This is a genomic window from Streptomyces sp. NPDC046349 (assembly GCF_055587885.1).
The window spans coordinates 133,216-157,113 of the sequence record NZ_JBVJFK010000010.1; the positions used below are offsets into that span (position 1 = coordinate 133,216).

Annotated in this window: 21 protein-coding genes; 5 read left to right on the forward strand and 16 right to left on the reverse strand. The window is 70.8% G+C overall.

Features of this window, described 5'->3' with window-relative positions; genetic code table 11:
* Positions 1-106: 106 nt before the first annotated feature.
* Both ACZ6JS_RS23960 and ACZ6JS_RS23965 read right to left on the reverse strand, forming a co-directional pair.
* Positions 107-1,048: an aldo/keto reductase gene (locus ACZ6JS_RS23960; protein WP_469300755.1), complete on the reverse strand. Its 942-nt coding sequence runs from the start codon at positions 1,046-1,048 to the stop codon at positions 107-109.
* A gap of 656 nt (positions 1,049-1,704) precedes the next feature.
* Entirely contained in the window at positions 1,705-2,958 is a 1,254-nt protein-coding gene (locus ACZ6JS_RS23965) for a protein-glutamine gamma-glutamyltransferase (RefSeq protein ID WP_469300757.1), read from the reverse strand.
* 944 nt (positions 2,959-3,902) lie between these two features.
* Between ACZ6JS_RS23965 and ACZ6JS_RS23970 the strand changes: the two genes are divergently transcribed.
* The 3 genes from ACZ6JS_RS23970 (at position 3,903) to ACZ6JS_RS23980 (ending at position 6,487) form a co-directional block, all read left to right on the forward strand.
* Positions 3,903-4,442 carry a hypothetical protein gene (locus ACZ6JS_RS23970; protein WP_469300759.1) on the forward strand — a complete coding sequence of 180 codons (540 nt, stop codon included), beginning with the start codon at positions 3,903-3,905 and terminating at the stop codon, positions 4,440-4,442.
* Positions 4,443-5,113: 671 nt separating this feature from the next.
* On the forward strand, positions 5,114-5,332 hold the full coding sequence (locus ACZ6JS_RS23975) for a hypothetical protein (protein ID WP_469300761.1): 219 nt from the start codon (positions 5,114-5,116) through the stop codon (positions 5,330-5,332).
* Positions 5,333-5,530: 198 nt separating this feature from the next.
* Entirely contained in the window at positions 5,531-6,487 is a 957-nt protein-coding gene (locus tag ACZ6JS_RS23980) for an endonuclease/exonuclease/phosphatase family protein (protein ID WP_469300763.1), read from the forward strand.
* Here ACZ6JS_RS23980 and ACZ6JS_RS23985 read toward each other — a convergent pair.
* The 5 genes from ACZ6JS_RS23985 to ACZ6JS_RS24005 form a co-directional block, all read right to left on the reverse strand.
* The gene (locus tag ACZ6JS_RS23985; protein WP_469300765.1) at positions 6,471-7,982 is read right to left on the reverse strand and encodes an Ig-like domain-containing protein; all 1,512 of its coding nucleotides are present in this window, start codon (positions 7,980-7,982) and stop codon (positions 6,471-6,473) included. The two genes, ACZ6JS_RS23980 and ACZ6JS_RS23985, sit on opposite strands and share 17 nt — an antisense overlap.
* Positions 7,975-11,742, reverse strand: a complete 3,768-nt coding sequence (locus ACZ6JS_RS23990) for a bifunctional glycosyltransferase/CDP-glycerol:glycerophosphate glycerophosphotransferase (protein ID WP_469301051.1) — start codon at positions 11,740-11,742, stop codon at positions 7,975-7,977. Before ACZ6JS_RS23990 ends, ACZ6JS_RS23985 begins: the two co-directional genes overlap by 8 nt.
* A gap of 356 nt (positions 11,743-12,098) precedes the next feature.
* On the reverse strand, positions 12,099-13,253 hold the full coding sequence (locus tag ACZ6JS_RS23995) for a hypothetical protein (RefSeq protein ID WP_469300766.1): 1,155 nt from the start codon (positions 13,251-13,253) through the stop codon (positions 12,099-12,101).
* 736 nt (positions 13,254-13,989) lie between these two features.
* Positions 13,990-14,238 (reverse strand): hypothetical protein, encoded by a 249-nt coding sequence (locus ACZ6JS_RS24000; protein WP_030848285.1) that lies wholly within the window; start codon positions 14,236-14,238, stop codon positions 13,990-13,992.
* Positions 14,239-14,281: 43 nt separating this feature from the next.
* A complete protein-coding gene (locus ACZ6JS_RS24005; RefSeq protein WP_469300767.1) occupies positions 14,282-14,794 on the reverse strand; it encodes a hypothetical protein in 513 nt (170 codons plus the stop codon).
* Between the two features lie 297 nt (positions 14,795-15,091).
* On the opposite strand from ACZ6JS_RS24005, the gene ACZ6JS_RS24010 reads away from it, so the two are divergent.
* On the forward strand, positions 15,092-15,466 hold the full coding sequence (locus tag ACZ6JS_RS24010) for a toxin Doc (protein WP_469300769.1): 375 nt from the start codon (positions 15,092-15,094) through the stop codon (positions 15,464-15,466).
* A gap of 54 nt (positions 15,467-15,520) precedes the next feature.
* A complete protein-coding gene (locus tag ACZ6JS_RS24015; protein WP_469300770.1) occupies positions 15,521-17,149 on the forward strand; it encodes an ISAzo13 family transposase in 1,629 nt (542 codons plus the stop codon).
* A 38-nt stretch (positions 17,150-17,187) separates the two neighbouring features.
* Here the strand turns inward: ACZ6JS_RS24015 and ACZ6JS_RS24020 are convergent, their stop codons facing one another.
* From ACZ6JS_RS24020 to ACZ6JS_RS24060, 9 genes are all read right to left on the reverse strand, one after another.
* A complete protein-coding gene (locus ACZ6JS_RS24020) occupies positions 17,188-17,574 on the reverse strand; it encodes a hypothetical protein (RefSeq protein WP_030848295.1) in 387 nt (128 codons plus the stop codon).
* A gap of 326 nt (positions 17,575-17,900) precedes the next feature.
* On the reverse strand, positions 17,901-18,818 hold the full coding sequence (locus ACZ6JS_RS24025) for a MurR/RpiR family transcriptional regulator (protein WP_364853069.1): 918 nt from the start codon (positions 18,816-18,818) through the stop codon (positions 17,901-17,903).
* Positions 18,819-18,881: 63 nt separating this feature from the next.
* Entirely contained in the window at positions 18,882-19,514 is a 633-nt protein-coding gene (locus ACZ6JS_RS24030; RefSeq protein ID WP_469301052.1) for an NADPH-dependent FMN reductase, read from the reverse strand.
* Between the two features lie 219 nt (positions 19,515-19,733).
* Positions 19,734-20,075, reverse strand: a complete 342-nt coding sequence (locus ACZ6JS_RS24035; protein ID WP_469300772.1) for a TcmI family type II polyketide cyclase — start codon at positions 20,073-20,075, stop codon at positions 19,734-19,736.
* Between the two features lie 20 nt (positions 20,076-20,095).
* Positions 20,096-20,575 carry an SRPBCC family protein gene (locus ACZ6JS_RS24040; protein WP_469300774.1) on the reverse strand — a complete coding sequence of 160 codons (480 nt, stop codon included), beginning with the start codon at positions 20,573-20,575 and terminating at the stop codon, positions 20,096-20,098.
* Between the two features lies 1 nt (position 20,576).
* A complete protein-coding gene (locus ACZ6JS_RS24045) occupies positions 20,577-20,831 on the reverse strand; it encodes an acyl carrier protein (RefSeq protein WP_469300776.1) in 255 nt (84 codons plus the stop codon).
* A 34-nt stretch (positions 20,832-20,865) separates the two neighbouring features.
* Positions 20,866-22,116 (reverse strand): beta-ketoacyl synthase N-terminal-like domain-containing protein, encoded by a 1,251-nt coding sequence (locus ACZ6JS_RS24050; protein WP_469300778.1) that lies wholly within the window; start codon positions 22,114-22,116, stop codon positions 20,866-20,868.
* Positions 22,113-23,384, reverse strand: coding sequence for a beta-ketoacyl-[acyl-carrier-protein] synthase family protein (locus tag ACZ6JS_RS24055; protein WP_469300780.1), 1,272 nt, complete (start codon positions 23,382-23,384; stop codon positions 22,113-22,115). Before ACZ6JS_RS24055 ends, ACZ6JS_RS24050 begins: the two co-directional genes overlap by 4 nt.
* The gene (locus ACZ6JS_RS24060; RefSeq protein WP_469300781.1) at positions 23,381-23,824 is read right to left on the reverse strand and encodes a cupin domain-containing protein; all 444 of its coding nucleotides are present in this window, start codon (positions 23,822-23,824) and stop codon (positions 23,381-23,383) included. Before ACZ6JS_RS24060 ends, ACZ6JS_RS24055 begins: the two co-directional genes overlap by 4 nt.
* Positions 23,825-23,898: the final 74 nt, after the last annotated feature.

Genomic DNA, 23,898 nt, shown 5'->3' on the forward strand with positions numbered 1-23,898 from the left:
GGCGCAAGCCTCGTCGCGCACGCGCCGGGGCCACATCCGGCAGACCGGTCGGTCCGCCGTGGGGCCAACCCCCTTACGCTGACTCCGGCTTGCCGGTACTCCGGCCCTACGGCAGGGGGACGCCGCGGGCCGTGACCCAGAGCTCGTACCACTCCTCGTGCGTGAGGTCGGGTTCGCGCCGGGCAGCGTCGCGGCAGGCGCGGATCCGGTCGGGGCGGGTGGTGCCGATGACCGGTGCGATCCGCGACGGGTGCCGGATCAGCCACCACAGCAGGATGGTTTCGGGCGTCGTGCCCTTGCGCCGGGCCAGCTCGGCCAGCAGCTCGGCGGTGGCCCGCTCGGCCGGCGTCTGCTGACGGCCGGTGAAGCGGCCCTGGGCCAGCGCGCCCCAGGCCTGGAGGCGGATGCCGTGGTCGCGGCAGTGTTCCAGGGTGCCGAACGGGAAGCCGTTGGCTGTGGAAGCGGGGGTGTTGAGCAGGACCCCGGCCTCCACCCAGTCGCGGCTGTGCAGGCTCATCTCCAGCTGGTTGGCCACGAGCGGCTGTGCCAGCCGAGCCTGGAGGTGGGCGATCTGGGCGGCGCCCATGTTGGACACGCCGAAGTGGCGTACGAGGCCCTGCCGGTGCAGGGAGGTCAGCGCCGAGGCGATGGAGTCCACGTCCGCCAGGGGGTCGGGGCGGTGCAGCAGCAAAACGTCGATCACGTCGGTCCGCAGCCGGACGAGGCTCTCCTCCACGCGTCGCACAACGGTCTCCCCGCGCAGGTCGTACATGCCCGGGCGGTCCTCGTCGCCGAGCCGGATCCCGCACTTGGTCTGGAGCGTGATGCGGTCGCGCAGTCCGGGCGTCCGCGCGAGGACCTCGCCGAAGACGGCCTCGGACTTGCCGTGCCGGTAGATGTCGGCGTGGTCGAAGACGGTGATCCCGCTGTCGAGAGCGGCCTCGACGGCCGCCTCGGCGGCATCGATGTCGCCGGGCCCGTACGGCCGCGGATCCCAGCTCCCGCCCAGGCCCATGCACCCGTACAGCACCCGGTCGTCTTCGCTCATGCCCACGCCCTCGTTCGTCACCCCGCCACCCTAGTAGTGACTTGTCAGGCGGTGTCCTGCCGGTCGTGCCGGCAGGGCTCCGCGGGCGCGTACGGGGGGAGCAGGCCGTGTCTCGCGGCCAGGGGAGATCGCGGCGGCCGTGCCCCACGCACGCCGTGGTGCGTGGCGGCGGCGGCCGGCAGCCCGGTATCGCCCGTCCCGGACGGCCGTCGGCCTGAGCCCCGCACTGGACCACCCCGAGTTCCAGGGCTTCCCCACGCGGCAGGCCGGCCGGCGCCGGCGGGCGCGCCGGCGTCGCGGAGACCGTACGGGAACACCTCGGCGGACGCGGGCAGGGCGCCCGGAGCAGGCTGCGGCCATCGTCGGCCGGTCCATCCGGAGCAGGCGCCGGAACGGGAGCGCCCCTGCCGGTTCCCGGAAGGGGAACCGGCAGGAGCGGCCGAGGCCGATCAAACGCTCGCCCGGATCCGGCCGTCGGCGATCCGGGCGGGCGGACAGGTCGGGGCCTGCCGCCGCACTGTGTCGAGCCACCGGCCGAGTGCCGCGCGGGCCACCCCGCGGCCGGCGCGGCGGACTGCCGTTCGACCCGCCCGAGGAGCCGCCCCCGCTCCGTCCGGCGTCAGCTGCGCGGAATCGCCTTCGTGGAGGGCGAGTTGTTACGGCCAGCCCTGCTTCACCTTGGCGGGTGCGGTGTTCCAGTGCTTGGGTATGAAAGTGATGACGTAGGTTCCGCGGTCGAAGTCCGTGTATCCGGAGGACCAGCTGCGGAACTTGCTCTCATACACCTGCATGGGTCCCATGCCGCCGTCCGGCGAGTGGTAGTGGTTGGCGTGGGTCCATATGGTGTCGTCCGGGTTTGTTTCCTTCTGGTCCCCGAACCAGCCGTAGTCGAAGTTGACATAGCTTTCGCCGGGCTTCGCGGGACTGCGTGAAGTGTTCCGGTCCTTCGACATGTCGACGAGGCCTGTGTTCTGGTTGGGGCGGAAGGCGTCGGGGTCGCCGTACTTCCGCCTGTCAGAGGGGCTCCTGGGATCCTGCCCGCTCCAGAAGTGTTTCGAGTAGATGACCGCCTTCATTTTGGAGGGGTCGTGGTTGCCCCCGTTCCAGTCCTTGAAGGACGGGGTGTTCCTCAGGGCCGAGTAGAAGTGTGAACGGCTGTCTTCGGCGGCGAGAGCGTCGCCTTTCTTTGCGAGCTCCGTCTTGAGGTTGCTCACGTAGGTACTCTCGTCATGTGCGCTTTCCAGGGCCTGGTTCATGACGGATGCCACATCTCGAGCCCGGTCGAATCCCTTTGCCTCGTCAAAGCTTTCCTTGGCGATGCGCCCCTCGAATTCCGCCCGCGTCTCGCCCGGCCGGGGGCTGGTGTTCTCCAGAGCACGCCTGTGCTTCTCCTCGTCGAAGGACGCAAAGGCCAGCTTGTTCGTCGGGTAGAGACCTGAATTGACCCAGGTGACGCCGACGCACCCGTAGGACAGCTGCTCCCGCTGCTGTTCGGTCATCTGCTGCACTCGCCCGTCGCGGTGGCTGTACACCTGCTGCCACTTGCGTATGTAGTTGCTGATGCCGGTAGTGGCCCTGCCTCCATGGGCGCGGTACGCGTCGGGCATGCGCTCCAGTGGCTCGGCGGGCGGCGTCACCCTGTCGCCGGCGGCAGCGGAGGCCCTGAGGGATTCGGTGGCGCTCGGCAGGTCGTCGCCGGGGGTCTTGTCCGGCCGGCCCAGGTCCAGGGCCTCCTCGTTCAGCGCGTTGATGAGTCTGATGTCATCCGCCGACAGGCCGTTCCGGTCGGCGTAGGAGCCCTTCCCTTCGCCGGTACCGCCGGCTGCCTGGCCGACGGACGGCGTGAGACCAGCGGTGAACAGAAAGACGCCCGCCGTAGTGAGGGCGAGGAACCCTGAACGTTTGTACATGAAAGCCTGGAATTCCTTTCACTGCAAAGTGTCATGAAGCAGCGCGAAGTGTCTGCGCGGTGACAGAGAAGAGCCGCCGAAGCCGACATGTCCCCGGCTCCCGCTTTACCTCGGCCCGCCCGGCAACGCCAAGAGACCGCAACCGGAAGGGATTTCACTGCCCCGGACCGATGCCCGAATGGATGGTCAGGTCCTGCGAGAAGTGATCATGTCCCGACCCCGATTCATCGACAACACAGCGGCTCCACATTCGGCCAGCTGCCCAATGGGGTGGTATTCGGTCAAGCAGACCGGGCCTGCCCTGCGCCGGTACGCGCAGGGGCAGCGTTCTCCTGACCTCGGCCGCATGATCGGTGGCGCGAGGCGGAGCCGGCCGCACCGAACAGCCTTGCGGAATGGTCCGGGGCCGCTCTGTCACCCGCGCCGGGAGGTCGGACGCCGACGGCGATCCGGGCGCGGGAGCCGCGGCTGGACCCGTGCAGAGGTGCGGCCAGGCGCGTGCGGAGCTGCGGCCTGACGCGGCTCCGCCCGCCGGGAGGACCGCACGGTCTTCGCCACTCTCCCTCGCGAACCTGGTTCGGCTCGCCGCCGGCCCAGCCGTGTCACGAGCCGTCACCTTCCGTAGAACGGCTGGTAAAGCCCTCTCGGTGCGGAGTGCTCGGCGAGGGGACCGGATGAGGCAGCACGCGCGGTGCCCGAGAGGACGGGGGGACTTCACCCGGCGGGGTCAGCCGGTGCAGGCGGCGGTCGGGGGCCCCCGGCCGGCAGTGCCCAGCGGCAGGCCGGGCGTCGTCCACCGTCGGCGCCACCCGTCACCCGCCACCCGCACCGGCCGGACGTAGCGCGGGGGCGCCGACTTCGAGAAGCCGCGGTGCCGAAACCACCGGGCGTGGTCGGTTTCCGTCCTGTCGCGACGCCACCGCAGGCTGGCAGACTCATCGATCATGACGAACAGCGGACTGTGGGTCGGCATCCTCACCGCCCTGACAGCACTCGGAGCCAGCTACATCACCGCACGGGCGACCTCGCGGGCGGCGCTGGCACAAGCCCGGACCACCGCTCTGGCAGAGGCCCTCCGCGAGCAGCGCGACCGGCGCCGGTCCGCCTATCGGGAGCTGATGGCCTGCGCGCACTCGTTCAACGAGGTGGCATGGCTCATCAACGATGCCGATGCGGCCCCTGACCGTGAGAGCGGCGACGCGGTCCTGACGCAGATGTACGAGCGCATCGGTCCGGCCATCGGGAGCCTCAACAGGGCGACCCATGAGGTCCGGCTCGACGGCCCCGTCGAGGTCTCCGACGCGGCGGAGCGGGTGCGGCAGATGGCGCGACGCGTGCAGCCGCGGCTCAAGGCGCTCATCGGTGCCGCCGGACCCGAACACAGACGCGCGTACGACGCCGCCTATGTGGACTTCCGGGACGCGTACGTCACGTTCATAGGACTGGCGAGAGAGGCACTGGACGTGACGGGCGTCGAAGCGTGACCACATCTGGCGTCCGTGCCGCCGCCTTCCCCGGCGTCGGGCTCCTCGACGTCACCGGCCCGGCCGAGGTGCGGCGACCTCGTCGGCCCAGTGCACCGCCGCGTCACGCGGACGCGTTGACGCGACGACGCCTGAGGCTCGGCCTGTACGCGGACGAGCAGGCGCTGGCCTGGGTCGAGTGGCCTCCTCGAGGACGCAGTCGGTTCCCTGGCCGCTCTGTGTCCGGAGGGATCGGCTCCGCGCACCTGCCGGGTGCCCTGGACGGTGGGCTGAAGGACGGCCGTCGGCGCTGCCTCGAAGCCGTTCGTGCTGCTCAGCGGCGTTCGTCGGGTCTTCCGCCCAGGGCATGCCGAATGCGTGGTCGGGAAAGCGCATTGCGTTCGGGCTCGACGGGTGCACGCCCCGGCCCGCGGGATTGGCCGACCGCTACCGGGCGGCAGGACACTGTCGCGGCACCACGCTGGGCAGCCTGCTGCGCGGCCGGGCCCTGCAGTACGGACCTCGTACCGCGCCGTACCCCTGCTGTGCCCGGTCTCCCACCGCGCGGCCGCCGTCTCGCACCTCGTGCGGGTCACCCGGTCGGTCGGCTACGTCGGTCCCTCGACGTACGGGGGCTTCGACCACATCGCGACGGCCGGGGAGATCGCGGCCCGGGCCCCTTCCTTCGACGGGTGTTCACCCGCGAGGCTCCGGGCACCCCGTCCCCGTCCGACGGTTGCACGACCGCCCTGTCGGGCTGCCACCACTTCCCGCTGGACTCCCTCGACGCCCCGCCCGCGCCGGCACTCCCGCTGAGCGTCGGCCAGGTGGCGTACTTCCTGCTCGCCACCGGTGGCGCCGAGGACGCGCCGCCCCTGATCGTGCCGCGTACCCACAGCGGCTACGCCTGACCGGTCTGCGCCTCGTCCGGATCGGCGGCGACCTGGTCGTGACCGGCCGCCGCACCGGCCAGGAGGCCGCGTCCACCCTCTGACGGACGCTCCCGGAGCCCGGCGGCCCGCTTCCGGACCGCGACCCGGACGGTGTTGCGGAACGGTCGGACCGGGGCCGATTCGGCAGCTGACCGGCGCATACCCAATGATGTCGGAATGCAGATGCACAAGGAGGCCGGGTGGCGGTCGATCCGCCGCCGGTTCGGCCGTACGGCGACGGCGCTCGGCCTGTTGACGGCGGTGGCGTGTACGTCCGCCCAGTCGCCGGCCTCGGTCGCGGGCGCCGGCCTCGGTCCGGCCAAGCCGGACGAGGTCTCCATCGCGACCTGGAACCTGTGTGGGGTCCAACAGTGGAGCTGTGATCGGACGGGCAGCCCGAAGGACAAGTTCCAGCAGTTGCGCGACCTGATCGGAAACTCCGACGTGCGCGTGCTGCTTCTCCAGGAGGTGTGCTCGGAGGACCTGTCGTCCTCGGCCCTGCGCCTGGGCCCGGAGTGGAACACCGTCTTCGAGCCGTACGCGGAGGTGGACTCGGCAGGCACCCGTACCGCCGTGCAGTGCACCGGGCAGGGGCGGGGGCAGGCCGGGTTCGCGCTGCTGGCCGCTTCCCGGCTCGAGGACGTGGAGGTGATCCCGACCGAGCAGCCGACGGTGGGACTGCACCGCGGGATCCTGTGCGCCCGCGTCCCGGCACAGGGGCTGCGGGTGTGCAACGCGCACATCTCGCTGCGGGAGAGCGACAACGAGCACCCGGACTGGGACTTCCGCGACGACCAGCTGGGCTCGCTGTTCGCCGCCGCCTCGACGGACGACCGTACGGTCGTCGGCGGGGACCTCAACTCCCCGCCTCCGGTGGGCGAGCGGAACCCCTCCGCCTGGATCTGGCCGTCGGAGGCGTACACGACGTACCGCGAGTGCGACCAGAAGGGCGGCTCCCGGAAGGGTCGCCCCACCCACACGGACGGCACGAAGCTCGACTACCTCTTCACCGCGCTGTCCCGCACGGGCTGCGAGGTGGTGGACACCAAGGCCTCGGACCACCGGCCCCTGGTGATGCGGGTGACGCGTCCCTCCGGGGCCTCCGCCACCCCCGAGGTCAGTACCTCGCGTTGAAGTAGTTGCCCTGGGCGGGCGCCCCGTAGGCGCTCCTCGTCATGCTGAAGGGGACGGCCGTCCAGGGGGAGGCGTTGCCGACCGCGTCCACGGCGATCGCCTCGACGAAGTGGTCGCCCTCGTTCCAGGCCCAGCCGGGCTCCCACACCCAGCTTCCGTCCGAGCGCACGTCGCACGTTCCCAGGCCGACTCCGCCCTCCTGGAAGTCCACGCGGACGGCGCCGGGGGCGTAGCCGGCGAAGCCGACCACGGGGCCGGGCAGCTGCTGGTGGGCGGCGGGGGCGGTCACCGTCAGCACGAGGCGCTGGGCCGGACGGGGCGGCGGCGGAGGTGCCGGTACGTATTCGGGCAGCGGCTCGGCGGTGTGCTCCACGGCGGTGAAGACCACTTCGGTGCGCTCGGTCTGGTAGTTGTTCGCGTCCGCGGCGAACAGCCTGATGACGTGCCTGCCCTTGGCCCAGGGGTTGGCGCGTTCCCAGACCCAGGTTCCGTCCGCGGCGACGGGCGCCGCGCCCTGGTACTTGCCGTCCTGCCAGAAGCTGACCCGGACCGCGCCCGCGGCGGTGCCGGTGAACCGGACCGTGTTGGCGGGCACGCGCTCCTCGGGCGCCGGGGTCAGTACCACCGGCTTGGGGAAGGAGTCGTCGGCCTTCACCTGGGAGGTCTGCGCAAGGAACGCGTCGATGGCGGAGACGTCGCGTTCGGGCTGCTCGTAGCCGTTGCGGACCATGCCGATGCGTGGGGTGATCCCGTCGACGAGGAGGTTCAACAGGCCCATGATGGTGGGCAGGTTGCGCAGCGTGACCTTCCCGTGGTCGGTGATGAGGGGCGAGTCGTTGTAGACGAGGTTGAAGTTCTCCCGCCCCTGGAACAGCCCGATGAACGGTTCGACCTGCCGCTTGTACTGCTCGTCCTGGGGAGACGTGATCACGTAGACGTTGGCGGTGTGGTTCGCCCCACTGCGCACGAGGTCGGGGAGGACCGAGTCGAGCGTGCGGATGTTGTGCTCCGTCACCTCGCCCATCATCACCTTGGCCGCGCCGGGTATGCCCTCCTTGACGTACGTCCCGATCAGGAACTGCGGAACGCTGGCCACGATGTTGCGGAAGCCGTACTTCAGTCCGAAGAAGAGGGCGGCGCTGCCGCCCTTGGAGCTGCCGAACATGGTCACCTGGTCGGGCGACAGGGACAGCGCGCCCATGACGCGGGAGATGAGCCCGGCCACGGACTGCTCCAGGGAGAAGTCCATTCCCTTGCAGAGGTAGTAGGTGTTGGCACCGTCGAACAGGTCCCGGATCCAGAGGATGTTCGAGCGGACCTTGTCGAGCACGCCGTTCGACCAGCCGTACTCACCGGGCGCGGTGAAGTTGGCGAAGACGACGACCAGGTGCCGGTTGCCGCCCCGCGCATGGGCGAACCGGTACTCGATGGGCACCGCCCCGGACGAATCCACGCCGGTGAAGATACGGCGTGTGTTCTGGGCTGCCTTAGACATGCTCGGAATCCATTCTTCTCACGGGCTGGCGCGGCACCTGACCGAGGGTGCCTCCGTTCCAGGGACCCGTCTGGGCTGCCCGTCCGGCCTGGTCCGCCGCGCGCCCGCGGGCGGTACCGACGGCGGGCGCCTGGGCACGCGCGGGGTCGAGGTCTCCGCCGGCGATCAGGATGCGGTCGGCCAGCCTGGCCGAGGCGTAGCCGTCGTCGAGGTCGCAGAACTCCTGCTGGAACCAGCGGTAGCGGGCGGCGTAGCCGTGCTGGATGCGGTCGATGTTGCGGATCGCCCCGATCAGTTCGGGGGAGGTGAACACCAGCGGACCCGGCGCGGACCGCTCGAAGTCGAAGTAGAAGCCGCGCAGGGTGTCCCGGTAGTGGTCCAGGTCGTAGGTGAAGAAGAGGATCGGCCGCCCGGTGTTGACGAAGTCGAACATGAGGGAGGAGTAGTCCGTGATCATCACATCGGCGATGAGGGACAGGTCCGCCATGTCCGGGTAGTCGGACACGTCGAAGACGAAGCCGTCTCCGGCGCCCGGCACCGGGTCCACGACGTTGGGGTGGCGCCGCACGAGCAGGACGTGGTCGTGGGCGAGCCGCGCCCTGGCGTCGTCGAGGTCGATGCGGAAGTCGAGCTTGTACTTGCCGGGCGCGTAGAACTGGTCGTCGCGCCAGGTCGGCGCGTACATGATGACCTTCTTGCCCGGCGGCAGGCCGATGCGGCGGCGTACGTCCGCCGCCCGCTGGGCGCTGTCCGCCCGGCGCAGGACGTCGTTGCGCGGGTAGCCGCTCTCGACCATTTCGCCCGGGAACTGGAAGGCGCGCTTGAGGATCGGGGTGCTGAAACTGTTCGGGGACACCAGCATGTCCCAGTTCTGCACCTCCTTCTCCACGCGGTCCAGGTACCGCTTGTCCGCGAAGTGCACGGCCTCGATGTCGTGGCCGATGCGCTTGAGCGGGGTGCCGTGCCAGGTCTGCACGACGACCTGGCCGTCACGCTTCTGGAACCAGTCGGGGAGGTGGTTGTTGGCGACTATGTACTTCGCCCGGCCCATGGCCTCGTACCAGTCCGGGGACCACATGCGGACGGGACGGGCGGTGGGCGGGACGGCGACCTGGTCGTCGCGCACCACCCACAGGTGCTCGAGGTCCGTGCCGCGGCGGACCATCTCCTCGTGCAGGGCTCGCGGGCTGTCGGAGTACTGGGTGCCCTTGAAGGCGTCGAAGAGCACGGCGGCGGTCACCGGCTTGCGCCGGGCTTCGGGGTACGTCTTGGTGCGCATGAGCTTCTGCCGGTAGGGACCGCGGGCCTCGTCCGGCATGGCCGAGTGGACCAGGAGCGAGAGCCGGTCGTAGGCCTCCGACTGGAGTTCGTAGCGACGCTCGTTGCTGCTCATGTCCCGGGGCAGGGTGGGTATCAGGTCCTGCGTCATCTTGACCATGAGGTCGCCGGAGCGGTCCTCGGGCCTGACGGCCGAGGGGTCCTGGCGGCGCAGGAAGAAGTCCCAGCGGCCGGCGGCGAGCGGTATGTCGCCGGCCAGTGTGCGCATCGCGGCGGGCGTGACGACGAAGCTGAAGTCCTCGCCGTGCCAGGTGATCGGGACGGCTCGTTCGGCACCGTGGGCGCGGGAGCGTACGACGATGTGCGCCATGGCGTACTCGGCGGCGTCGAGCCTGTCCTGGGCGGCGTAGCCGACGAGGACCTCGAGGGAGCCGTCCTGGCGCCAGGTGGCCGACTTGGCCAGCGGGAGCGTGTCGCGTTCGAACAGCACCACGTAGCCGGAGCCGTTGCGGTGCACGAAGATCTCGCGGTCACCGCCCTCGGTCTGCAGCCCGGCCGGCATCCGGTAGTGGCCGTCGGTGGCGTCCTCCGCCATGACCGGGTAGATGGCCGCCTTGCGGCCCTCCACGTGGAAGGTCGTCTTCCAGCCGTTGGCTCCGGTGTTCCAGCTCTCCGGGACGCCGTCGGAGGACTTCGTCCGGTGTCCGGGGACGAGCGCCTTGGTCGGGATGCGGGTGACGAAGGTGTACCAGCCTTCGCCGCCCGGCTTGAAGTGGACCCACGAGTCGTGGCGGCCGGCGCCGGTCATGCTGGTCACCCGGAACTTGCCCCACTCGGGAAGCTGGGGACCGAGGTAGACACCGCCGAGTTCGAGGTGGTCGCCGACGATCCGGTGCCGTGTGATGCGGCAACGGACCCGCTCCACGCGGAGCTTGAGCTTGCCCTGCAGGAAGAGCGGTACGACGCGGGTGTTCTTCTCCACGTACCGGTAGGGCGGGTTGGCCGCGCTGCCCGCGCCGCCGCGGGCTATCCCCTTGTAGCGGAACAGTCCGCGGCTGAGGACGCCTGCCGCCACGTCCCAGGTCCCCTCGACCCACTCCCCCTTGCGCTTGAGCCGGGTCGCGTCGAAGCGGACCTCGAACCCGGACCAGTCGTAGCAGTAGCGGTTCTGGTTCGAGTACTCGGTGGCCTGCGGGTAGTACGTGGTCTTCGCCTTGGCGACGACGACGCGGCCCTGCTTCTTGTTGCGGAGCGCGATCGCCTTCATCGACATGTGCCGCTTGTGCACGTTGATGAAGCGGACGTACGCCGAGCCTTCGAGGACGAGGTGGTCGGCGTCGTCCCACGCAGCGCGGGACAGCGAGCCGTGCAGCGAGAGTTCCTTGTCCAGCCGGTACGCGCTCTTGTCGAGGCCTATCGACCGGTCACCCAGGTAGGGGTACTTGAGGTACCGGTGGAAGCGGCGCTGGACGGGCATGGGCCCGCCCTTGCGCTCGAACTCGACGACGTCGAGGAGTTCCTTGAGCCTGCCCTCACGCACCAGCAGCCACTTCACGCGTGCGTCGGCGGGCAGTTCGTGGATGATGTCGGCGTCGGCCTCGTCCAGGAACTCGTTCGCCCACCGCATGAACGCCTGCCGGTAGTCCTCGTCGGCGTCCGGGAGTACCTTCAGGTGCAGCATCAAGTCCGACTTCAGGCAGGCGAGGTCGTACTTGCGCTTGTGGTCCGAGTAGGACCGCGCCCGGTGCCCGGCGAGGAAGCGGCTGACCGACTGCACGGCGGCGACACGGTCCTGGAGGTTGCTGAACTCGGTGTGCCGCTGGGTGATGGAGGGTGCGGCGCCGCCCTCGCGCCGGCGCCAGAAGTAGACGATGTCCGTGAGGATGTCGACCTTGGCGGCTCGGAAATGGGCGAACATGTTCACCCAGGAGTCCTCGTACATGACGCCTTCGGGGAAGGCGATGTAGTGGTAGTCCCAGAAGGACCGCCTGAACACCTTGTTCCACACCGTGCGGTCGTAGATGAGGTCGGGCAGCTTGGTGATGTGCGTGCCGCGCTTGCTGGCCCGCATCGGCGCCTTGTGCAGCGGCGACTGCCACTTCTTGGTGGAGTTCATCATCTGCACGTTGCCCGAGACGAAGTCGGAGCCGGAGGCCTCGAGGGTCTGCACGAGCAACTCGTAGGCGTATTCGGGTATGACGTCGTCGCCGTCGACGAAGGCGAGGAACTCGGCCTGGGGGTGCGCGGCGCGGATGCCGACGTTCCGGGCGTGACCGGGACCCATGGCGTCCTGTCTCAACAGCCGGAAACGCGGGTCCCTGCGGGCGAAGTCCGAGGCGATCGCGGTCGAGGAGTCGGTGGAGCCGTCGTCGACCATGATCACTTCAAGGTCGCGGAACGTCTGCCTGGCTATCGATTCCAGGCACTCCTGGAGGTAGATCTCGACGTCCTGGAAGGGCACGACGACGCTCAGGCGGGGCATACCTGCCACTCAGCAAACTCCTCGGTAGACACACTTCTCACGGCGCACCGGGAGTTGCTGCGGCGCACCCCCAGACCCGCCCCTGAATCTGGTCACCACCGCTCCCCGTCCGCTCGACCCTCCCCACCGCCTGCGACCGCACACTTATGCGACGTTCACAAGGCCTGCGCAGCGTAGGCCAACTGTTCAACGCCGAGCAACTATTCACAAGCGCTCAAGCGCTCCAAACCTTCACGCATGCGAACGAGCGATGACATCCCGTACGTGCTGGACGCGTCAACTACCCGCCGGTTGGGGCGGCGTATGCGCGGGAAGCCGTCCCGGCAGCGGAGCACGCGTGCGCTCGGTGAGGTAGGTCACCCCACGCGGCGCCACGGCTCGAAGGCGAGGCCCGCGTCGGTCAGGTCCTGCCGGGCGATGCGCAACCCGCCCTCCGTGTCGAGCATCGCGATCGTGACCGCACCGCGCGCGTCGCGCGTGATGGCCGGCAGACCCGCGCACCGGTCCCCGACGGGCGCCCACCAGGCGCCGTACTGCTCGCCCTCCGTGGGATAGGCGGCAATCTCCGGATGCCCCTCTGCGCCCCGCTGGAGCATGACGGTGCAGTCGTAGCCGTTGATGCGGGCACGGGTGATGCCCACAGGGCCCACGCCTCCCGCCCCGCCCAGCGGCATCAGCGTGCGCGCGGGCCCGGCCGGCGCCTGGGGGCGGTACGCCACGACCCCGCCGTCCGCCGGGTGGCGCCAGAAGTAGGTGCCCCTGCCGGGGCCCGTCTCGCAGGAGCTGTAGGTCCCTTCGACCGCGTCGGCCTCCATGCGCCCGAGCCACCTGAAGCCGTTGTCCGGCCCGCTCTGACTCCAGTACGCCGCCCCACCCCGGAACGGTGCGAGGAACTCGGCGCGCCCCTGGGCCGTTACGAGCGGGGCGATGGGGCCGCGCACCCATTTGCCCTGATAATCCTGCCAATTGTCCCAAATGCCGTCCGCGCGACGCGTCCGGCCCCGGACACCGATGCCGAACCGGGTGGCCAGCACGTGCAACGCCCCGGCGCCGTCGGGCAGCACGATCGGGTCCCCCTGCGAAGGCCCGGGCTCCTCCTCCTTCTCCGGGAAGGGGTTGCCCACGGCGCGCCAGTCTCCGAGCGGTCGGCCCGTCTGGTACTGGGCGGCGACGACCAGCTCGCGGCCGTTCGGCGCCCCCTCGCGATAGCGGGTACCGGCGAACCAGACGAAACCGCCTGCGTCCTGAGTGAGGGTGAACCTGCCCGCCCACCCGTCCACCGGGAAGAGGTCGGGCCCGTGCCAGACGTCCGAGCCCGGCGCCGACTCCGTCCAGCGCACCAGGCCCTCGGCGCAGCTCGCATAGGCGGTCAGCCGGCCGTCGCGCCCCAGGCGCAGCCAACCCGGGGCGAGATGCCCGTCGTCGGCGGCCGCGGCTATCTCGTGGCCCAGGACGGCGGGCTCGACGGAGGTGACTCCGCGGTCCGCCCCGTCACGTCCGCGTCGCGCCATGCCCTGGCCACTCCTGCCCACACTCGCCCTATTTGTCCTTCCGGCCCAGCGGGCCGTTGGACAATGTACGTCAGTAGTACAACCCGTCGGCGCCAGGGCCGGAATATTCGGTTCCTCCCGCAGGCCGGCGCCGTCCCGGCCGTGCCCGGCGATACCGGGCGATGCGATACGGGTACTACGGGAGTGGAGCGGGCCGGGCGGGGCCCTGCTCGGCGCTCCGCGCCGCTCGTCGCGCTCTTCACACAGCCGGGGCGTGGTGGGCCGCCCACGCCCGGAGCGGGCGGATGGCACCGGACGGGTGCGCGACCGAGCCGCCCGTGCGGGCGGGGTTCCGCGTTCCGCCGGACGCGCACCCCGACATGGAGGCGGCGGGAGCGGCCGGCGACGGCGAGGGGGCAGCGCGGCCGGGGCGGCGCTTCGCCGCCGGTGAGATCGGCGGGGGCGAGTTCAGGCGTCGGCCGTCCGCCCGGACCAGCAGCTCGGCCGCCCGCCTGGGGGACGGCGCCCGGACGGCCGCCTCAGGAGGCTCCACGGGCCCCAGGCGGGTTCACCGGCTGCCGGGGCGGGCCGGCGGCCCCGGCACCCACGGGCGCCGGCCTTCGGGCTCCCGGCCCGTCTTCCGCGGGCGGGCGACCGACGGGTGGACGTCCACCGGGGGGGCCTCCACCACGGTGTGTCCCTCCAGGTCTGCGCTCCCCGCGGGGAGCGCAGACACGGGCGTCCCGGGGAGAGCGGCTCAGGGGAGGTCTTCGGTCGGCGGGTCGGCCTCGTAGACGTGCGGGGTGTCCGACTCCCACTCCACCAGTTCGGTGCCGCCGAGGACGACGTCGTCGGGGTCCGGCATGCCGGCCCTCCGGAGGAACTCGATGAGGTCCTCGTCCGAGCGGGCCAGCCCGAGGGGCTCCTCCCGGTTGGCGGTCCGCAGGGTGACCTGTCGGCCTCCCGACGGGAAGATCCGGTGTACGACGACGGGCGCATGATGCATACCCCCAGCCTCGCGGGGTGGGGCCGGTCCGGCATCCCGGGAGTCAGCGCGTTCGGCCGACGGAGGAGGCGGCGCCGGCCGACGTGCGGATGCGGAACGTGGCGGGGTCGGGGTAGGTCGCCTTCTCCGCCCGGACCACCTCCTCGATCTCGGCCTTGAAGGCCGGCTCGAAGAAGTCGACGCCGAGCAGCAGGCGCAGCCCCCGCAGCGTCGGCTCCAGCAGCGGGCGCGCCATCCGGGCGCCGCCGCCGCTGATGCCGGTGAAACCGGCCCGGGCGACCGCCGGCCGGGCGGCGACACGGTCCTCGATGCCCGCCGTCGCGTAGCCGAGGATGAGTGCGAGTTCGGCGAGGAACTTCCTGGTGCCCAGCGCCATCTCCTCGGCGCCCTGGAGCGTCTGCACGGAGCCGCCGGCCACCTTGAAGTCGTCGCTGGTGCGCTTCAGGCCGCGCGACTCGTACGCCGCGAGCGCCTCCTCGAAGAGCCGCCCCGCCTCGTCGACCGCCTGCATCGCCGTCACCAGCTGGTCGATGTCGATGTCGATGTCGCGCTTCACGCTGCCTCCTGGTCCCGGAACTGTGCTGCACAGACCGTAGGAGGCAAAGTCCCGCGGCGGAACACTTCTGCGCGGTCGGATCTCGCGGACCGCGGTCCGGTACGGCAGGAACACCTGTCGACGCAGGCGGCGGGTCTCTGCTCCGAGGCGGTGCAGACAGCCGGGTGAGGCGGGCCGGGGTGAGGCGGGCCGGCGGCGCGACCGCCACCGCGACCGAACGGGCGTGATCCGCCCCGCGGCCCGCCGCCCCGGCCGAAACGCCCCACGGGCGGGACCCGGGCGGGGATACTCGGACGCGTGGAACTGCACATCGATCACCGCTGGCTGCTGGAGCGGCAGGAAGCGCTGTTCAAGGACGTGGAGGTGGCCGACCACTCCGCCCTGGTCGCCGCCGTGGCCCGGCACCGGGTCAACACGCCCAGCCTGGAAGTGGACGACCCCGACGCCTACTGGCGTGCGGCCGCCCTGCTCGACGCGATCGTGCTGCTCCGGCCGCTGCCCGCCTCGAACGAGTACTTCGCCTACGGGGTGGCCGTCGCCTACATCGAGGCCTGCGGCAAGGCGGTGGAGGCCTCATACGAGCAGTGGCGCGACCTCATCACCGACATCCGCATGCTGCGGGTCGGCGTCTTCGACGTCGCCGCCCGGCTGCGCTCGTGGCAGCCGGCCTGAGGGCTTGCAGATCATTTAGGTGTTGCTTCCCGTGCGAGGGCTCGTTGGTGTGGTATGCGCATCCCGGAAGAGGTCTGTACTCAACTCGCTTTGAAGTTCGCGGTGTTGTTCCCGCATCTGGACGAGCGGCAGCGTCGTCTGCTGTTGGCCGCCGAGGCTCGGGTACTGGGGCATGGCGGTATCCGTGCCGTGGCCCGGGCGGCTGAGGTGAGTGAGACGACGGTCCGCAAGGGTGTGTTCGAGCTGGAGGCGGGTGAGGAGCCCTTGGGGCGGGTGCGGCGGCCGGGTGGCGGACGCAAACGAGTCGTGCATCTCGACCCGGGACTGAGGTCCGCGCTGCTGGCGCTGGTGGAGCCGGACGAGCGCGGGGATCCGATGTCGCCGCTGCGGTGGACCGTGAAGTCCACCCGCGTCCTCGCGCGGGAGCTGACCGGGGTCGGCCACAAGGTCGGCGCGGATACCGTCGCCGGTCTGCTGCGGGAGGAAGGCTTCAGTCTCCAGGCCAACGCCAAGATCCTGGAGGGCGGCCAGCACCCAGACCGCGACGCTCAGTTCCGCTATCTCAACGAGCAGGCGCGCGAGCACCGGGACGCCGGCCAGCCCGTGATCAGCGGGGACACCAAGAAGAAAGAACTCGTCGGCTGCTTCAAGAACACCGGCCGGCAGTGGCGCCCGGCGGGCGATCCGGTGCCGGTGAACGTCCACGACTTCGCCGACCCGGAGCTGGGCAAGGCCGTCCCCTATGGAATCTACGACCCGGTGGCGAACACCGGCTGGGTCAACGTCGGCACCGACCACGACACCGCCGCATTCGCGGTGGAGTCCATCCGCCGCTGGTGGCGCGGCCAGGGCCAGGACGCCTACCCGTGGGCGACCCGGCTGCTGATCACCGCCGACGCGGGAGGCTCCAACGGTTACCGCACCCGGGCCTGGAAACTTGAGCTCGCCCGTCTCGCCGCCGAAACCGGGCTCGTGATCACCGTGTGCCATCTGCCGCCGGGGACGTCGAAATGGAACAAGATCGAGCACCGGCTGTTCTCGCACATCACCATGAACTGGCGCGGCCGCCCGCTGACCAACCATGAGGTCATCGTGCAGTCGATCGCGGCGACCACGACCGGCACCGGGCTGCGTGTGACCGCCCATCTGGACACCAACGCCTATCCCACCGGCGTCAAGATCGGGGACGCGGAGATGGCAGCCCTGCCACTCACCCGACACAGTTTTCACGGCGACTGGAACTATGCCCTGCATCCCCAGCCGGCCCCGCCCGTCCCGGCCGGCCGGGCCCCGCAGGAACCTGCCCGGCAGTGGGATCAGTGCCTGCTGTCCGATCCCGAGCTGACCGGGATGACCCGCCAGCAGCTGGACCACCTCACAGCAACTCTGGCCCCGGACGGCGACTTCCAGCGCGGCCGACCGCCCCGGCTCTCATTCCTTGAACAGGTCCTGGCCACCGTGCTCCACCTGCGGGTGGCCCTGGCCGCGGAACCTCTGGCCGTGCTGTTCGGCAGCAGCAGGACCGCCATGCACCGCACCCTCCTGAAGAACCGGCGGCTGCTCGACGCCCACGGCATTGCCATCACACCCGCACCGACCCCACCCGCCGGTCTCGCAGCCCTCCAAGCACGTGTCCTCGCCCTGACCGACGAGTCCAACAACAAGATCAAAACGACGTGTTAATGATCTGCAAGCCCTGAGGGCCGTCCCGAAAGGCGCCGTCAGCGCCGGCGCTGGGCGGGGGTGCCCACCAGGAGCGCGTCCGAGACCAGCCGCGCACCGCGGGCGAGGCGGCCCAGCTGCTCCAGCTCCAGGGCGTACATCCTGATCGAGTTCTCGATGACCGACTCGGCTATGCCCATCGTGGGCAGCTCGGCGCGGCTGGTCTGCAGGGCCGCCCGTACGGCACGCATCTCGTGCTGGAGCTGGAGCTGGACGTGCCGGGCGAGGAGAGCGTGGTGACGGGTCAGTGTCAGGTAGCCGCCGTATCGGGCCGGGAGGAGGTCCCGCAACCAGCGCGTGGCCGTGCGCTCCCAGTCGTGCGTACCGGGCGCCTTGACCTGCAGGGGCCAGTCCGGGCTGAGCGTAAACGTGGCCGTCTGGGGCATTCTCGTCACTTCCGAGTGGTGTCGAAGCTCTGATCGAGACGTTCTGGGGGGCGGCCTCGGCCCAGGGGTTGACCGAGGCCGCCATGGGCGCTCTGCGGGATCCGAAAGCCTGGACTCGACCCGCGGTCGCGACGTGAGGAGGAGGTTCGTCGTACCGCGGTGCGTTCGAGAGGACGTGGGGTCGTCCTCCTTGGCATCTGGTGGATCAGGAGCGCCGTCGTCAGTAAACATATATACCGTCGAGTAAGCAAGCGCATGAAAAATTTCATGCACCTCGAAGGCTGAATATCGCCTGGTGGAGTCGGGGCGAAGGGCTTTCAGCGGGTCTACAGGAAGAAGCCGTGCTGGTCGGCCACGTGCTCGTAGTCCTCCAGCCGGGCCTGGGTCCGCTCGGGATCCGCGTCCGCCATCGCCTGCAGCAGGGCCGCCGAGAGCATCCCGGGCGCCGCGTAGGAGTCGAACACCAGGCGGGAACCGGTCGCCGCCGTCAGCGCCACGTCGGCCTCGTCCACCAGGGGCCCGAGGGTGGGATCCGTGATCAGGACCACGCGCAGCCCCGTACTGCGGGCCGCCCGGACGGCGGACAGGGTCTCCTTGGCGTGCCGCGGCATCGCGAACGCCAGGACCCAGGTCCCGCCGGCCGCCCTGGACTGCAGCAGCGCGTCGAAGGCCACGCTGCCACCGCGCGTCACGAGGCGTACGTCGGGGTGGATACGGCGGGCGGCGTACGCGAAGTACTCGGCGAGGGAGACCGAGATGCGCAGCCCGAGGATGGTCAGCGGCACCGACGCGGCCAGCTCGCGGCCGATGTCCAGCACCTGGTTGGTGTCGGCGAGCAGCCGGCGTACGTTCTCCAGGTTCTCGATCTCCGCGTCCACGGCCGCCTGGAGTTCGTTGCGGCGGATCTGCTCGCGGGTGTCGGGGGCGCCGGCCACCGCGCTCAGCGCGATCGGCTGGAGCACGTCGCGCAGGGCCGGGTAGCCGCTGAAGCCGAGGGAGGCCGCGAACCGGGTCACGGAGGGCTGGCTGACGCCCACCCGTTCGGCGAGCTCGGTGATCGACAGGAACGCGGCCTCGGTGAGGTGGTCGATCAGGTACTGGGCGATGCGCCGCTGGCCCGGGGACAGGCGGCGGCCGTCGAAGAGCGCGAGGAGCCGGTCGGCCGGAGGGCGGACCTCCGTGGCCGGCTGACCGCTCGGCGTGATCGCAGCTGCTTGTGCGCGTGCCTGCTGCCCCGATGACACCGGAGGGCCTCCTTCTCACGTCACTCGCGCCAAACATAGCTCACCCCCCGCGGCCGATGATGATCAGTCCTGGGCGCGGGAGGTCACCGGGGCGTCGGTGCGGTCGCCCAGGAACTCGTACCAGCGGCGCTGGAGGCACAGGTAGCGGGTGTCGGCCTCGACGAGGTCGAGGAAGGAGCCGATCGTCGCGCCGAGCCGCTCGCCGAGGTCCGCGTCGGTCAGGGCGCCGTCCTCGGTGAAGGCGTGGTGGGCGCCCGCCAGGCTGAACATGTCTGGGTAGACGCGGGCGCCGAGGTGTTCGAGGGGGACGCGCAGGGCCCACAGGCCGCGGTTGCCGCCGACCATCGAGGGCGAGGCCGACACCAGCAGGGTCTGCTTGTCCTTGAAGGGCTGCGGGCGGTAGCGGGAGACCCAGTCGACGGCGTTCTTCAGGACGCCCGGCACGGAGGCGTTGTACTCGGGTGAGGCGATGATCAGGGCCTGTGCGTCCTCGATCCGCTTGCACAGGGCGAGGGCGCCCTCCGGCAGGCCCTCGCCCGCCTCGGCGTCGCCGTCGTACGGCGGCATGGGGAAGTCGCGGAGGGTGGCGGGTTCCGCCACGGCCCCCGCCTCGCGCACCATCTCCGCGACGAGGGCGGCGAGCCGGACGTTGACCGAGCCGGTACGGGAGGACCCGGACAGGACGAGCGCGCGCAGCGAGGTCCGCGGGTGCTCGCCATGGTGCGGGCGGCCCGGGTCCGCCGGGAAGTGGTCGGTGTCTGTCGGGTTCATGCCGTCTCCTGCTTCTCTGCTCTTTGCTGCTGTGCCGTTTGCCGATCTGCTCTCTGCCGCCCTGCCCTCTGCCATCGCCGTCGACGGCCCACGCGCGGCGGGACCCGCACACGCCGGTGTGCGGGTCCCGTCCGGGCCGCCGGGTCACTTCGCGCGGGGGTTCTCCCAGCGGTAGAACTCGTGGGCCATGGCGTCCTTCGGGCTGCGCCAGGTCTCCGGGTTGTGCGGGCTGACGTACGCCGTGAGCCGCTCGCTCAGGCTGCGGAACTCCGGATGGTCGGTGACCTTGGCGATGGCCGGGCCGGGCGGCCGGTCCGCCTCGATGAAGTGCATGTAGACGTCGCCGAACTGGAAGAGGCTCCGGCGTGTGACCCCTACCAGGTGCGGCAGTTCACCCGCGTCCGAGTCCGCGAAGAGCTCGGCGATGTCGGGGCCCGATCCCGGCGCCATGCGGGCGACGATCAGGGCGCGGTGCGTGTCGTTCATCCGACTGCTCGCCTTTCGTTTCAGAGACGGCTCGCGGCCGGGGTGCGGCCCTCGCGTTCGCGCTGCTCGATCTTGTCGCGGATGAGCGCCATCTGGATCGGGGAGTTGCGGTTGATGTTGTCGGTCATCCAGGCGTCGTCCACGGGCGCGTCCGGCTTCATCGCGAAGTCCTGGGTCCACTTCATCCGGGTGCCGCCGGGCACCTCGAAGTACTGCCAGTGGATGTCCATGTGGGCGAAGGGGCCCGTCTCCACCCGCCGGGCGCGGACCGTGAGGCCCTTGCGGTCGACGGTCCGCTCGGAGACCCAGCTCCACACCTTTCCGTTCTCGTCGGGGTGCATGGTCAGGCGGAAGGTGGTCGTGTCCCCCTTCTGCTCGAGGATCTCCAGCGAGGAGTACTCGCTGAACAGCTGGGGCCAGCTGGGGAGATCGTTGGTCATCTCCCATACGAGCTCCACGGGCGCGTTGACGGTGATCTCGTTCTCGGTGTGTCCTGGCATGTCAGGCTCCGGTCATCAGGCTGTGGTTGACGAGGTCGAGGAATTCCCGGGGGGTCTTGCAGCGGTCGGCGTCGGTGGGCAGGGCCCGACCGCGCCGGTTCTCCAGCTCACCGACGATGCCGAGCAGGCCCAGCGAGTCGAGGCCGTACTCGTCGAACGAGGAGTCCGGACGGCTCGCCAGCTCGGTCGGATCGACGGTGATGCCGGCGGTCTTCATCAGGGCCGCCAGTTCCTCCACGGTCAGTCGGTCGGACATGTGTGTGCTCTCTTCCTGTGAGGGACCTCTCGGGTCAGACCGACCGGGAGGCCGCCGTCGGGGAGCCCTTGCGGACGACGAGCGCGGAGTTCGAGCCCATCCGGCCGCGGCTGAGCACGAGCGCGGTGCGCAGTTGGGCCGGTCGGGCGCTGCCCGTCACCACGTCGAGGTCGTGGCACACGTCGTAGACGTTCGGGGTCGGCGGGACGACGCCGTGCTCCAGGGCCAGGACCGCGGCCGCGGTGTCGAGCGCGGGAGCGGCGCAATACGCCCGGCCGGTACCGGACTTGGGCGCCGTGACCGGCACCTTGCGTCCGTGGTCGCCCAGGGCGCGCAGGATCGCGGCCGCTTCGTCCGCGTCGGCCTCCGGGGTCCCGAGGGCGTCGGCGAAGACCACGTCGATGTCCTCGGGGGCGCAGCCGGCTTCCCGGAGGGCACCGCGGACGGCGTGGGCCAGCCCCTCGCCGGCCTCGTCCCGCCGGCGGGTGCCGGTGAAGGTCGCGGCGTGGCCGGCCAGTACGGCGCGCACGGTGGCGCCGCGGCGGCGTGCTTCGTCCTCGTCCTCGACGACGAACATCGCGCCGCCCTCGGCGGGGACGTAGCCGCAGGCCTGGTCGGTGAACGGCCGGTAGGCGCGCTCCGGGTCGTCCCGCGTGCTCAGCCCCTCGTACTCCAGCTGGCAGACGATGGAGTACGGGGCGAGGGGCGCCTCCGTCGCTCCGACCAGCATGGCCCGGCTGCCCTGGCGGATCGCCCGGTCGGCGTGCGCGAAGGCGTCGAGCCCACCCGCCTCGTCGCTGCAGACGACCCCACAGGGTCCCTTCAGCCCGCGGCGGATGGAGATCTGGCCGGTGCTCGCGGCGTAGAACCAGGCGATCGACTGGTAGGGGCCCACGAAGCGCGGCCCCTGCTCCCACAGGTGCTGGAGTTCGCGCTGGCCGAACTCGCCGCCGCCGGAGCCGGCGGCGGTGACGACGCCGAAGGAGAACGGGTCGTCCTCGTAGTCGGCCCGGCCGAGCCGGGCGTCCTCCAGGGCGAGGTCGGCGGCGGCGAGGGCGTGGTGGGTGAACCGGTCGGTCTGGACGAGGAACCGCTCCTCGACCAGGGCGCCGGGGTCGAAGCCCCTGACCTCGCCCGCGACGCGCAGTGGCAGGTGCTCGCAGCCCGCCCGGGTGACGCGGTCCAGGACGCTGACGCCGGACTGGGTCGCCTTCCAGAAGGCGTCGGCGCCGATGCCGTTGGGCGCGACGACCCCGATGCCCGTGATGACCGTACGGCTGGTCACGAGACCTCCTCCTTCGGCCGGGTCATGACCACGGCGGACTGGAACCCGCCGAAGCCGCTGCCCACGGAGAGCACGCTGCGCAGTTTCCGCTCCCGGGCGACCTTGGGCACGTAGTCCAGGTCGCATTCGGGGTCGGGCGTCTCGTAGTTGGCGGTCGGCGGCACCACCTGGTGGACCATGGCGAGGACACAGGCCGCGAGTTCGATGGCCCCGATGGCGCCGAGGGAGTGCCCCACCATGGACTTGATGGAGGTCATCGGCGTCCTGTAGGCGTGGTCGCCCAGGACCTTCTTGACCGCCGCGGTCTCGTGGCGGTCGTTCTGCTTGGTACCGGAGCCGTGCGCGTTGACGTAGTCGATCTCGTCGGCGGCGACCCCGGCCTGGGCGAGGGCGGTTTCGATGGCCCGGGCCATCTCCAGGCCCTCGGTGGTCAGCCCGGTCATGTGGTGGGCGTTGCCGAAGGTGGCGTAGCCGCCGATCTCGCAGTAGACGGTCGCACCGCGGGCGCGGGCGCGTTCCAGCTCTTCGAGTACGAGGACGGCGCCGCCCTCGCCGAGGACGAACCCGTCCCGGTCGGCGTCGAACGGCCGGGAGGCGTGGGCCGGGTCGTCGTTGTTCGGCGAAGTGGCCTTGATGGCGTCGAAGCAGGCCACGGTGATCGGCGATATCGGCGAGTCCGAGGCGCCGGCGATGCACACGTCCATACGGCCCTCCGCGATGGCGTGCACGGCGTACCCGATGGCGTCGAGTCCCGAGGTGCAGCCGGTGGAGACGGTCTGGACGGGGCCGCGTGCTCCCGTCTGCTCCGCGACGGCGGAGGCGAGGGTGGCCGGCGTGAACGCCCGGTGCAGGTGCCGGCCGGCCAGCTTGTGGTCCACGTCCCACCAGGAGCCGGACTGGCTGACGGCGACGTAGTCGTGCTCCAGACGGGTGGTGCCGCCGACGGCGGTGCCGAGGGAGACACCGGTCCGCCAGGCCTCGTCCGAGGTGAGGTCGAGTCCGGCGTCGCGCACCGCCTCGCGGGCGGCGACCAGGGCGAACTGGATGTACCGGTCCGCGCGGGCCGCCTCCTCGTCGTCGAGGCCGTGCGCGGCGGGGTCGAAGTCGACCTCCGCGGCTATCCGTGAGCGGAATCCCTTCGGGTCGAAGAGGCTGATGGCCCGCGTCGCCGTACGCCCGTTGGCCAGCAGGTCCCAGAAGTCGCGGACGCCGATGCCGCCGGGCGCGACGACGCCCACTCCGGTGACGGCCACCCGCCGGCGGGTCACGAGACCGCTCCTGTACGGTCCGGCGGCTGCTCCCATGCGGTTCCCTCCGGGTTCGGAGCCTGTTCGGTGTCCACGTGTCCCAGCTCGGGCCGCGGGGCGAGGGGGCCGAGGTGGAAGACCATGCGCGCCTCGGTGTCCCCGACGTTGCGGAAGCGGTGGCGGGTGTTCAGGGGGACGAGCAGTCCCTGGTCGGTGCGCAGCGGGTGGGGTTCCCCGTCGAGGTCGACCTCCAGCCGCCCGCTGACGACGTACACGAACTCCTCCGAGTACGGGTGGTAGTGCTCGGCGATCGACTCTCCGGGGGCCATGATGGCCAGGCCCATGAAGCCGCTGGTCGCACCCACCGAGGTCGGGGTGAGTACGGCCCTCAGGTCGCCACCGCGCCGACGGTTGGGCGGCGTCTCGCTCAGGTCCACGATGCGTGGGCGCTGTTGGGTCATGGTGGGTGCCTCCTGGCGTGTGAGAGCCTCGACGGAGATCGGGGTGGGGGTCGATGGGGTGCGGGGCCGGACTG